Origin of the sequence: Clostridium sp. AF20-7 (assembly GCF_003479275.1) — a bacterium.
Lineage (GTDB): Bacteria > Bacillota > Clostridia > Lachnospirales > Lachnospiraceae > Otoolea > Otoolea fessa.
Genome location: NZ_QUGF01000002.1, coordinates 141954 through 154372, shown reverse-complemented (window position 1 = coordinate 154372; position 12419 = coordinate 141954). Strand labels below are relative to the sequence as shown.

14 protein-coding genes and 1 pseudogene are annotated in these 12419 nt (G+C 39.0%); all 15 read left to right on the top strand.

Annotated elements, in window-relative coordinates; genetic code table 11:
- The first annotated feature begins 2 nt into the window (after positions 1-2).
- Positions 3-1232, top strand: coding sequence for a polysaccharide pyruvyl transferase family protein (locus DWX68_RS02450; RefSeq protein WP_118628519.1), 1230 nt, complete (start codon positions 3-5; stop codon positions 1230-1232).
- A complete protein-coding gene (locus DWX68_RS02445) occupies positions 1225-2205 on the top strand; it encodes a nitroreductase family protein (protein WP_118628518.1) in 981 nt (326 codons plus the stop codon). The genes DWX68_RS02450 and DWX68_RS02445 overlap by 8 nt, the downstream gene beginning before the upstream one ends.
- Before the next feature lie 18 nt (positions 2206-2223).
- A complete protein-coding gene (locus DWX68_RS02440) occupies positions 2224-3627 on the top strand; it encodes an oligosaccharide flippase family protein (protein ID WP_118628517.1) in 1404 nt (467 codons plus the stop codon).
- Between the two features lie 142 nt (positions 3628-3769).
- Positions 3770-4693: pseudogene (locus DWX68_RS02435) on the top strand (acyltransferase family protein); the annotation flags it as partial.
- A gap of 560 nt (positions 4694-5253) precedes the next feature.
- Positions 5254-6156 (top strand): sugar phosphate nucleotidyltransferase, encoded by a 903-nt coding sequence (locus DWX68_RS02425; protein WP_118628514.1) that lies wholly within the window; start codon positions 5254-5256, stop codon positions 6154-6156.
- 144 nt (positions 6157-6300) lie between these two features.
- Positions 6301-6489 (top strand): hypothetical protein, encoded by a 189-nt coding sequence (locus DWX68_RS02420; protein ID WP_118628513.1) that lies wholly within the window; start codon positions 6301-6303, stop codon positions 6487-6489.
- Between the two features lie 145 nt (positions 6490-6634).
- The gene (locus DWX68_RS02415) at positions 6635-7105 is read left to right on the top strand and encodes a type II toxin-antitoxin system antitoxin SocA domain-containing protein (RefSeq protein ID WP_118628512.1); all 471 of its coding nucleotides are present in this window, start codon (positions 6635-6637) and stop codon (positions 7103-7105) included.
- A 15-nt stretch (positions 7106-7120) separates the two neighbouring features.
- Entirely contained in the window at positions 7121-8026 is a 906-nt protein-coding gene (locus DWX68_RS02410) for a hypothetical protein (protein WP_118628511.1), read from the top strand.
- 76 nt (positions 8027-8102) lie between these two features.
- On the top strand, positions 8103-8435 hold the full coding sequence (locus tag DWX68_RS02405) for a hypothetical protein (protein ID WP_118628510.1): 333 nt from the start codon (positions 8103-8105) through the stop codon (positions 8433-8435).
- A gap of 124 nt (positions 8436-8559) precedes the next feature.
- Positions 8560-8943 (top strand): VOC family protein, encoded by a 384-nt coding sequence (locus tag DWX68_RS02400; RefSeq protein WP_118628509.1) that lies wholly within the window; start codon positions 8560-8562, stop codon positions 8941-8943.
- A gap of 1 nt (position 8944) precedes the next feature.
- A complete protein-coding gene (locus DWX68_RS14825) occupies positions 8945-9715 on the top strand; it encodes a hypothetical protein (RefSeq protein WP_243027494.1) in 771 nt (256 codons plus the stop codon).
- 157 nt (positions 9716-9872) lie between these two features.
- Positions 9873-10145 (top strand): hypothetical protein, encoded by a 273-nt coding sequence (locus tag DWX68_RS02390; protein WP_118628508.1) that lies wholly within the window; start codon positions 9873-9875, stop codon positions 10143-10145.
- A gap of 136 nt (positions 10146-10281) precedes the next feature.
- Positions 10282-10503 (top strand): hypothetical protein, encoded by a 222-nt coding sequence (locus DWX68_RS02385; protein WP_118628507.1) that lies wholly within the window; start codon positions 10282-10284, stop codon positions 10501-10503.
- Positions 10504-10600: 97 nt separating this feature from the next.
- Positions 10601-11752, top strand: coding sequence for an AAA family ATPase (locus tag DWX68_RS02380; protein ID WP_118628506.1), 1152 nt, complete (start codon positions 10601-10603; stop codon positions 11750-11752).
- A gap of 12 nt (positions 11753-11764) precedes the next feature.
- Positions 11765-12283: a hypothetical protein gene (locus DWX68_RS02375; RefSeq protein ID WP_118472690.1), complete on the top strand. Its 519-nt coding sequence runs from the start codon at positions 11765-11767 to the stop codon at positions 12281-12283.
- Positions 12284-12419 lie beyond the last annotated feature (136 nt).

Sequence of the window (12419 nt, the reverse complement as noted above, 5' to 3'; positions counted from 1 at the left end):
TTGTGAATATACTTGTTATTCATTCACATAACGCAAATAGAGGTGATGAAGCTGCTGTTAAAGCAATGGTTGATGAACTTCTTATAAAATATCCAGGGGCCAAAATTACGATTTCTAATAATGGATTTACATCATATCCTGGTATGCCGGAAAATATCATCCAAATTGATCGCTTTCCGAAGCTTGAATCGAGAATGGCGCAATTGGAATTTTTCATTGTTCTGTTGTTTAAAGGGAAGTTTGCATTTACAAAAGAAGCAAGAAAATTTATTCGTGCATTAAAAGAAGCAGATGTTGTTTTACATGCACCAGGAGGTCCATCCATTGGCGATACATATTTTAAAGCGGAAAAATTGTATTTATGGCGTCTGAATTTAATCCGTCGAATGGGGATCCCATATATTTTTTATGCTCCATCAATGGGACCTTTTAATTGCACATCTAGAAATAAACTAAGAAAAGAAGTGATTTCTGGTGCGGAAAGAATTGTTTTACGAGATCCTATTTCGGTAAAATATGTTAAGGACTTTTTGCCAGGTGTTGAGGTTGAACAGGCGTTGGACTCAGCATTACAGCATGATATTGATATTGATAAAAACGAAAGAAAATACAATAACTATCCAGAACTCAAAAATTTTATTGAGAACCACGAAAAATGTATAGGCATCACAATAACGGATTTAAAGTGGCATCCAGTACATAAAAATGAAAAGATAATAGAACAGATTCCAACAGCATTCAAGGCATTTATAACTCAAAAAGTCAAAGAAGGATATGGCGTTATTTTTATTCCACAGTTATATGGTAACTTGAATGATACAAAGGTCATGAATGATTACATGTTAGACTCTGATACATTTATGATTGATGCTTTTTCAGAAGAACGAGATACTTACTTTCAGCAATATGTTATTGGCAAGTTATACGCTGTAGTCGGTATGAGATATCATAGTAATATTTTTTCAGCAAAAATGGGAATCCCATTTGTATCAGTATCGTATGAGCAAAAAATGAAGGGATTTATGCAATCTATAGGTTTGAGTGAGTACTGTATTGATTTGAATGAGTTGTCAGAGAAAACATTATTTGCAAAGTTTGGGCAACTGGAAGCAAATCATGATGCTTATAAAAATAGGCTGAAAAATATTCATTCGGATATGAAGCAACAGGCGTATAAAACAACGGAAATTGTAGTTGATTTCTTGCAAGAAAAAGGAGTAACAAATGCCTGAATTAAAGAAAAAAATTAAATTCATCATTGATAGATTTTCGATGATATATGAATTTTGGCGTGATTACTGTAATTATAGGAGATGGAATTATAATAATCCTAAAGTCGTTACAAGAGCAGCACAGGAATCGAAAATGCTGCGTCAGACCCATATGATTGAAAAGGGTATGTCACTGTCAGAACCACGTAAAGGCTTCGGACAGCAAAAGATTGCAGTGCTTTTTGAAATGATGGATCAATACTTGAAAATGGGATATCCTTCCGATGGTATGCCATTTCAAGATGCAATTATTGTCTTGAATGCTTATGTTGACATGCAAAAAGGACTTGGCTATGAAAATGCTGCTATGGTGGAAAAACTGAAAACATATGATACATATCGGATTGATGGTCTTACAGCAGGCATCAAGTATGATACACGAGCAAATCTAATGAGTAATATAGACAAGCCTTTTCCAGAGTTTTTTTATAGTCGACATTCAATGCGGCAGTTTGAAAGTAAATCCCTTAACATTGAAGATGTGGAAAAAGCTATTAAAATCGCGCAAAAAGCTCCAACTGCATGTAATCGGCAAGCTAGTAAAGTTTATTTGTATAAGGATAAGGCAACAAATGATGCTCTAGGAGAACTGATTTCAGGAAATACTGGTTTTCAGCAAGAGGTACCAAATTATCTTGTTGTTACGGCAGATGTCTCTGCGTTTTATGACACGTTTGAGAGAAATCAAGTATATGTTGAAGCCGGACTGTTTTCAATGGCTCTTGTTGAGGCATTACATTATTATGGAATTGGAAGTTGTATTCTCCAAAATGGCGAATACTATAAGAAAAATAAAAAATTCAAAGAAATTTGCAAAAACATTCCGGAGAACGAGCGTATTATTTTGTTTGTTGCAACTGGATATTATAAAAATGAATTTTCCTATGCGATGTCACTACGAAAGAATGTTGAGGATGTGTTTATTCTAAAATAAGAAGGAACATTTGTTAATATGGTAGATAGAAATAAAGAACTAGCTATAAATACAGTTATACTTGGAATTGGACAGCTAATTCCTAAATTTTTGGCAATTGTGTTGTTGCCGCTGTTAACATCATACTTAACAACAGAAGAATATGGAAATTACGATCTGATTTTAAGCATTGCGAGTTTATTGATTCCGGTTGTAACCATGCAAATACAGCAAGCAGTATTTCGTTACTTGCTTGCATCGAAGAGCGCTGAAAATAAAACGCTTTATGTGACAGGGTCGCTGGTTTATATTGGCATATCGTCTGTAGTATGTTATCCGATTGTGTATTTGATTTTGAGACTATTCAAAATCGATTCATTATCGGCAGTTTTAATTTGTTTGCTTTTTTTAAGCGAAGCTCTTTATTCACTTTTGGGGCAAATCGTTCGTGGTTTAGGATATAATGCTAAATATTCTGTAAGTGTTGTGGTTTATTCAGCGGTCAATCTTGCTGCAACAGCCGTTATGCTGATGGGATTTCATTTGGGTCTTCAAGGGGTGATTATATCTCTAACAATAGGCTACTTGAGTTCAGATCTCTATATGGTATTCGTATCTGGTATGCTTGCCTATTTTAAACTGGACGAGTTTTCCAGAAAGGCGCTTAAGGAACTGCTTAATTTTTCAATGCCTATTGTTCCTAGTTCTATTGCATTATGGGTTGTAAACCTGTCAGATCGTTTGATTATCATTAACTTTATGGGCGTGGCGGCAAATGGAATCTATGCTGTTGCCAATAAAATTCCTTCGTTATATAGTACTGCATACGGTATTTTTAATTTGGCGTGGACAGAAACCGCTTCAAAAGTTTCTGATGATGGAGATCCCGCTGAATATTACACAAAACTCTTTTCTGGTTTATTTAAGTTTTTGATTGGAGTTATGTTAGCTTTGATAGCAGTGACCCCTATTATTTTTAAAGTGCTGGTTAAGGGCGATTATGGAACTGCTTTTTTTCAGGTGCCAATATTGTACTTTGGAATATTCTTTAATAGTCTTGTTAATTTTTACAGTGGAATCTATATTGCATTAAAAAGAACAAAACAGGTAGGATATTCATCGGTTGCCGGTGCTGCAATCAATGCATTAATTAATATTTTTCTTATTGGGAAAATTGGGCTGTATGCTGCATCCATTTCAACTGCGGTATCTTTTTTGGTGATTGCGGTTTATAGAGGAGTTGATCTTAATAAGGTTATTGAAATCAAATATAATAAAAGAGAAATTGTAATTGGAATGAGTTGTTTTCTTGTAGCTGCAGTTTGTTTGAATCAGTCTAATATGCTAACAATAGCGATTTGTTTTCTTTTTGCCATTGTTTATAATATTACTCAAAATATTCAAATTATTAAAGAAATTGTACGTAAATTTTTAAAGAAGTGACTACTGAGAAAAATGGACTGCGAAATTTGTAATGTGAAATATTAACTGTTGACATAAAGTGAAAGAGGAATAAAATTTTGAGAGCAGAGCAGAGCAGAGCAGAGCAGAGCAGAGCAGAGCAGAGCGTTTATCATGGCTTGATGTATTAAAAGGAATAGGTATTATCCTTGTTGTAATAGGACATGTCTATTCCAATCGCACAGTCTTTAATTGGCTATACTCATTCCACATGCCACTTTTCTTTTTGGCAGCAGGTTGGGTGTATAAAGAAAAATCAGTTTTAACAGACATAAAGAGGAGAATCCAGACCATAGTTGTTCCGTATTTCTCGTTCGGTTTGCTGGTACTTTTATATTGGCAAGTGATAGAGAGAAGATTCCGAGATTCAGATATGGGTTTCACGGACTCCCTGTTCGGTCTATTCTCTGGTTGCTATGATAATTTGGACTTCAATGTTCATTTGTGGTTCCTGCCGTGTTTCTTTGTAACGGTAGCTCTTTTCAATATACTGGTCAATCTGGGCGGCAGAAAATTTGCTTATATTGCAGTTGTTCTGATGAGTCTAATCTATGTTGTTCTTCCGATGCCTGAACTCCCGTGGGGCATTAACCGCGTGTTCAAGTACATAGGATTTTATGCTGTGGGTGTGTTCTTGGCGGGGAGAGAAACAAGAACTGCGGACAGAAAGATAAGAACAGGAATGGCTGCGATAGTTTTGCTTACCGTAAATTTCTTCTTATCTCTCTACAACTTAACCGTAGGGCTTATGTGGTTTGTGACAGCACTTATTGGTGTTACTGCTATGATTCTGATCTCTCAGTTCATCAATGAAAACAAAATCTTGCAATACTTTGGTCGAATCTCTCTGATTGTTCTCTGCATCCACGGCCCCGTATATCGGATTGTGGTGAAGATTGTATCAATACCGTTGCACATGGGAACAGATGCTGTGAGAGAGAACATTCTGCTTGCGATGATTGTAGTAGCCGTCACGATGATTATTTGTAGTGTGGCTTATGAGGTTGTCGTGCGAATTACACCGTGGATGATTGGTAAGAAAAGATGAGTTAATAGAAAGAGGTGATTGGTAATCAAGTGGTACATAAAATCAATAATTCAAGATTTCAGACAACCCGTGTCATACTTGATTCCAGCCATCTTCTTCAGTGGATGCATTGTATTTGCTGTTAGCTGGTTATGTGGAAAGAAGAGTACAATAAAACATAGAATTCCATTTACCTTTTTCTTAGCGTACATTCTCGTTATTTTTCGCATAGCTTTCTTATGCAGGGAACCTGGGAGTAGAAAGGCTATCAGCTTGGTTTTATTTGAAACGTGGGGGCATACCTTTCATATGCACGCTATGTTTGTTGAAAACATTATTATGTTTATTCCGTTTGGCGTCTTGCTACCGATATTGTTCAGAAAATATAAAAATGGTTGGTTATGTATGCTGACCGGGTTTATTTGCTCTTGTAGCATTGAGATAGTACAGCATATTACTCAAACGGGATATTTGCAATTGGATGATGTGGTGACAAACACAATGGGTACGCTGTTGGGATGGTTTATATGGCGTGCAAGGTGTGTCCGATAAAAGCAGCACGAGCACAGTAAGGAGAGATTATGAACACAACATTACTTATTATGGCAGCCGGAATCGGCAGCCGATTTGGAACAGAAATCAAACAGTTGGAGCCGGTGGATACTTCCAATCATATCATCATGGACTATTCAATCCATGATGCAATTGAAGCGGGCTGCAATCATGTGGTATTTATTATCCGTAAGGATATCGAAAAAGAATTCAAAGAGGTCATCGGCGACCGGATTGAAGCTATTTGCAACGCTCATAATGTGACCGTGGACTATGCTTTCCAGAATATCAACGATATTCCGGGAATTCTGCCGGAAGGTCGGACAAAGCCGTGGGGAACCGGTCAGGCCGTGCTTGCAGCAAAGAGCATGATCAATACGCCGTTCATTGTGATCAATGCAGATGATTACTATGGCAAAGAAGGCTTCAAGGCCGTCCATGACTATCTGGTAAACGGCGGAAAGTCTTGCATGGCGGGCTTTGTTCTGAAGAACACACTGTCCGACAACGGCGGTGTGACTCGTGGCATCTGTAAAATGGATGCGGAAAATAATTTGGCTGAGGTTGTAGAAACTAAGAACATCGTAAAAACTGTGAATGGCGCAGAGGCAGACAGAAAAGTGATTGATGTTGATTCTTTGGTTTCAATGAATATGTGGGGATTGACACCGGATTTCTTGGATGTGCTTGAAAATGGTTTCAAAGAGTTTTTCGAGAAAGAAGTACCGAGCAATCCTCAGAAAGCCGAGTATCTGATTCCAATCTTCATCGGTGAATTACTGAGTGAAGGCAAGATGAATGTAAAGGTTCTGAAAACCAACGACACATGGTACGGTATGACCTACCATGAAGATGTGGCAGCGGTAAAGGGTAGCTTCAAGAAAATGTTAGAAAAAGGCGTCTACAAGGCTGATTTATTTGCAGACTTGTGATATACTGGGAGCGGTAGCTCCCTACGCTGCTCGATAAATAATCACACATCTCTCCGTGGTGAGCAGCAGGCAACGATCTAAGAATCAGGGATTCGGTGATCGGCTGAGATGTGAGAAAGATAAGAAAGTAAAGGAGGTCTGACGATGATTCATCGAGTGACTTGTGATAGATGTGGCTCTATTTCAGAATATGATGATAAATCTATATGGGAAGGAAACCGGGAACACGAAGATATAGAGTGTCCAGTGTGTGGAAATATCATTGGTGGTGCATTTACGGACCTAACTCCTGTAGCCACGCTTATTAAAGAAGGAAAGAAAAACGGACTTTAATTTTTATTTTGTTAATTATAGAAGGAAAGAGGTTGTCCAGAAACATTTGGGTATGTATAATGTCAATTGAACTTTTTATTTAAATTCTGGATAATTAATTTGAATTGTCATATACTGCAATTAGAAAAATGAAAGGAGACAAAGTATGGTAAGCGTTAATACTGCTGCAAGCTACATTTATGAAAAGTATAAATCTGAGTTTGGTACAACAATTGACGAAATGAAACTCCATAAGTTGCTGTACTTTGCACAACGAGAATCGATTATTCAGACAGGGAATCCCTTGTTTGATGCTACTTTTCGTGGGTGGAAATACGGACCAATTTTGAAGGAAATCCGTGAATCATATAAAAATAGTTCGTTTGTACCAGTTACATCTAGTTCTGATATTGATGAAATGGAACCGATCGTTGATACTGTTTTTGAACAGTATGCGGAGAAAGATTCATGGAGTCTAAGTCGTCTGACACATGGAGAGTACTCCTGGAAAAAATCACGTGAAGGAATCCCTGAGAATATAAATAGTGATAAACCCATTAATGTGGAGGATATTCGCATTGATGCCGATAGAGTTAGAGCGAGAAGAGAGCTACTTGAACAGTTGGGGCTTTCTTAAAGGAGACAATATCGGATGAAAATTACAGACAGACAAATTGAAATTTTAGAGAAGTTCGCTTGTGAGAGGTTACATAGTAATTCAAGTAATCTTTCCTTAATAAAAAATTTCTATAGCGAAAGAGGTTCTGGATTAGTCGATTATCTAAATAAAAATGGACCACGAGAGGATGCAAGTGGCGAGACTGCATTTTACTTGATTAAAAATGAAAATGGTCAACCCTGTTTATTTTTTGCATTGAAATGTGGGGCATTATTTGAACCTTTTGATGAACAAAAACTTGAAATACAGATTGAACAGGCGAAAAATATATTAGAGATGCTGTCGAACCCCGATGCTGATGAGGAAAAGCGAAAAAAATTATTTGCGGAACTTGAATGTATTCGTCAGCAAGGAAACATGACAGTTGATCAAGTAATAACAGCTGTTGTTGAACGTGCAAATAGTCAGAAAACAACATATCAAAATGCTTTAAAGATGCTTGAAAATGATAGAATCCGAGAAGGGAAAAGGCCTATTTTAAGAGTAGGAAAAACATATTCAGGAGTCGAGATAACTCATTTTTGTACGGATGATAATGTTGTTGAAGTGATGAAAGACAACTGGAAAAAAGAAGGGTTCCGTTACCCTATAGGACAGACGCTTTTTTGGTATAAAATTGTTCCGATTATTTGTAAGTTACAGGAAAGTGCTGGTTGTCAGTTTGCTTTTTTATTTGCAGCAGATAAAACACCAGATGGAGCGTTAACTACATATTATAACGTTGCTTTGAAGTTTGAAAAGTTACAAAATGTTGGTACGAGCAAGCCGTTTTATGATTTTTGTTGTGAGTTTATGAGCCAAGAGGTAAATAACTTGAAGATAGGAAGAGACTTCTTTTTGAACAACTTTAATCCTGATATAGATGACGAAATTATTTAAGAGTAAACCATTGGTCTTACCTCACCCCAACACAGTGCTATACTTAAACAACTATAAAAGGAAAGAGGTTATCACCATGCCCAGAACGAAAGGCAGCAAAAACCGTCCCAAAACCAATACCACCAAAGATTACGCATCCCAGATCGCAGAGAAGCAAGAATCTATTACTTCCCTGACTGCTGAGATCGCATCCATCACTGCAAACATTGACACTTTGAAAGCTGACCTGAAAGAGAAGAAGACTGCTCTGAAGAAGGCCGAAAAAGAAGCGGCAACGCTGGAAGCGAAGAAGGCAAAGGCAGATGCTAAGGCTGCTGAAGAAGCTAAGAAGGCTGAAGCCGAGAGTGTGGTTAAGAGATTATTAGCCAGCGGGATGAGCGCAGATGAGATTCTGGAAAAGTTGAAATAAGAACCCAAGAAAAATGCCGTGTGGATAAACTGAACTTCAGGAGTTCACACGGTACATTTTGAAGATAGCTATATAGTTTGTAACGAAAATAAAATGAGATAGAAGAAATGGAGCGTGACACAAAATGAATTTATCAAAAATACACCACATTGCAATCATAGTATCTGACTACGAAGTAGCTAAGGATTTTTATGTGAACAAGCTGGGCTTCTCTGTCATCAGGGAAAACTATCGCCCGGAGCGCAGGGACTGGAAGCTGGATCTTCGTGTTAATGAACACACGGAACTGGAGATTTTCGCTGAGGAAAATCCTCCGAAGCGTGTGAACCGTCCGGAAGCATGTGGGCTGCGTCATCTTGCATTTTGCGTTGATAGCGTGGAGCAGACGGTGAAGGAACTGGCGGAGGTAGGAATCGAATGTGAGCCGATCCGTATGGATGATTATACCGGCAAGAAGATGACTTTCTTCCATGACCCGGATGGATTACCGCTGGAGTTGCATGAGTAAAATGAAGAAAACAAGAAAGCCCGGCGGTGGCCGGAAGAAGCTGAAGCCAGAGTACAGTGCAGAAAAGAATCTCAAGGAGCAGATGGATGCGGCTGTGGCGCTTTATGATTCTGAGATGTCCTTGCAGGCTATTGGTGAAGAACTGGGATTAAATCCAATCAAAGTCCGGAAGCTCCTCATCACGGCTGGTGTGTATGAATCGGATGTGACAGAGAAGGTGCAGGACACTTTTGAAGAGTACCGAGAAACACAAGACTACAAAAACTCCATACTTTCAACCGCAGTAGCCCTTGATCTCTCCAAAGCCTCCGTCACCTCGTACCTGCCATATAAAAAAGGTGTGTACTTCCCAAGTACAGAAAAAGAGAAAATCAGTGTCGGAGCAGAGCGGCAGCGGAGATACAGAGCGATGAAGCGGTGGAGGGCTGATCCGACAGAGGAAAACTTCTGGGGTGTGGTTGTGGCTTATGCTGGTGTGAAATTCAAAACCTACGCCGGGTTGCCATTCTCTTACGAAATAAAAAAAGGCAGGAATGGCGAGTACACGAAGGAGCTGTGGATTGACAGGCGGGAGAAGAGTAAAAGTCTGGCGTGGAGTTCGGTGCTTCTGGCACTTGGAAATATAAAAGATGAAGTAGTAGAGAGACCCAAAGCTCTGGGCGATATCCGGGGCGTGACTTACATCTACGGGATGTTCTATCGGTTCGGACTGATCGATGTGCCGGGTGATGCGAAGGAGAAGATGGGTCATCTGAAAGACCGCAAAAATTAGGTTGCTATGTGCAAAAGTCTACGGTAATATGTGCCATAACTGAGGATGTGAATCTTAGTTGGGAAGGACGGTAGCATTATAGAAAAATTGAAGAAAATGCTGGAGGAGTATTTGAGGAAAACGGAACCAGAGTATTATCCGCCAGTGGAGAATCTGCTTGATCTACGAACATTACACGGAGAATAATCCAGTAGAGAAAAACACAGTTTCCGGGAAAACCGCAAAGGTCAAGGAAAAGGAACTGGAAGAGTGGCTGCGTGGCTTGGAAGGTATGAATAGGCTCGTAGATGACTATGTCGGAGATAAGATTCCCCTCTGGGAGAAGATTATGGACCGGCAGGGAACAGTGTGCTGTGCATGGGAGAAGACTGCTTTTGAGGAAGGTCTGAAAGTCGGGATACGGCTTATGATGGAAGTATATAGTTTGTAATGGAAATAAAATGAACTCCTGGAGTTCAAAAAAGCCCTCGCTGTGTGTGATACACAGTGGGGCGCTGGTCAGTTATTATCTTCTGCCTGTATTCTGAGCAATTCCTCTATTTCATTTTTATTCGCCAAGTGCACCGATGCCGGTACAAAGTAATGTTGACGGAGCAAAGTTCGCGGCGTTCATCGATGCGGCCGTGGCAGACAGCATCATGGAGTTGGGGAAGAGAGAAGATGACCTGTCAAAAGCGGGTGTGACCATGTTGGGGAATGTGGATGGAAAGAGCATGTTGGAGCAGATGAGTCCCCAGTTTTTGGAGTTCGTGCTGGATGCGTATCGGAGTTTGAAATACAGAAAATAAAAACGAGAAATGCGTTGATAATTTCTAGGAAATAGGGTATAATGAACTTGATGGAAAATAAAAACGCGAAATCCGTTTTTGAAAGGGAGAGTGGTACATGAAAATACTTCGTATTACAGCACAAGGGCTTCCGTTGTTTAAGGAAGACATGGATATTTGCTTTTACACTCAGCAGCGTGTGAGTGAAGATGACAGGAATAATCTGTATAATCTGATTGACAACTATTACCTTCATTCTGCATGTGCGTTTATTGGAATCAATGCTTCTGGCAAAACCTCTGTGCTGAAAGTCATAAATTTAGCACTGAACATTATAAAGAATGAGCCAATCAATCATGTGGAGGCAAAAACCATTCTTGGAGGGTCAGAGAAAGCTGCGATTCGCACATACTTTTATGATAAGCGCAAATATATCTGCTGTCTTGAAACCGTGATTACAGCGAAAAAGGCAAAGACAGGCGAGTATGTGTATTCAATCTTGTCTGAAAGACTATGGGAAAAGCCGGTTGCAGGCGTTAAGTCGAAAAAATATTTGACGGATTTCGATGGAATAGAGCCTGTTGACACACGTAATAGTAATGAAGCTTACCTTTCAGATGATGTCAGCTTTATTATCGCTCATAATAAAAAGGTAAATGACACCGTTGAGGTGTTTAGCCTTCTTTCATATACGAATGTGAATGTTTTGCCTTTTACAGAAGATATTCCGCTGGAAGTAATTACTTTTCTTGACCCGACTATCGAGAAGCTATGTTTTGAGCAGGCGGAAGGAAAAACATTTATTCATCTGAAATTTAGAGATGAAGATGAGATTATCTTGAATAATGCGGTAGATCTTGAGCAGTATTTGTCTTCTGGTACAATTAAGGGCATTATTACATTTTCGATGGTGAAAGAGGTTCTTCAATCTGGAGGATACCTTCTGGTAGATGAAATTGAAAATCATTTTAATAAAGAAATTGTAACGACTCTGATGCGTTTCTTCATGGATAGCCGACTTAACAAGAGAGGCGGAACGCTGATTTTTACAACGCATTATCCGGAACTGCTGGATGAATATGACCGAAATGATGGAATTTGTATCGTAAGAAATCGAAATGGCATTACAGTGGAAAACTTGAGCTATATTCTAAAGCGCAATGACATTAAGAAGAGCGATGCATATCAAAGCGGATTTCTGGAAGGAACAACTCCAGCGTATGAAGCATATATGCGTTTGAAGAAAAATCTGGCCGCTTCAATTAAATAAGGGGGCGGTAGGATGAAGTTAGCACCATATATAGCGTGTGTATGTGAAGGATCAGCAGAAGCTGCAATTATTGATGTTCTAGTGGATAATAATCTTTTGATTTTTACAAGAGAAGATATGCTTGAAGAAAATGTTATTCGCTGCAGGAGTGCTAAGACATTTGAGGAACGCTTCTTACGTAAAGGATTTAAAGATCAGATTTCTGTTATAAGGATTCTTGACTCTCGGAGAGAAGAGTTTAGGCTTAGCAAAGCCTATGAGAAGAAGGTTGATGTGATCAATGTTATTACTGCTCCGGAGATAGAGATGCTGATTATTCATAGCGAAGGAGCTTATGAGCGATTTAAGCGTTCAGGAAAGAAACCGAGTGAATTCTGTAAATCAGATCTTCGTATGCATAATGTGAAATCGTATGATTTTGTAAAAGATTATTTTAGTAATCCACTGACATTAGTTAATGCAATAAAAGAGTACCGTAGAACCGCAAATATTCCTAAAGGTGAATATAGTTTATCAGATCTGTTAAAATAAAGATTTGCCCACTGGCGTACCGTGTAAATCCTACATAGTACGCTGGTGGGCTTCTTTTTTTGCCTCATCCCGCATGAACCACAGACAGCACCCCGGCATGCTCCGAAGTGCAGTTGTGGCTTATGCGGGTTTTTGT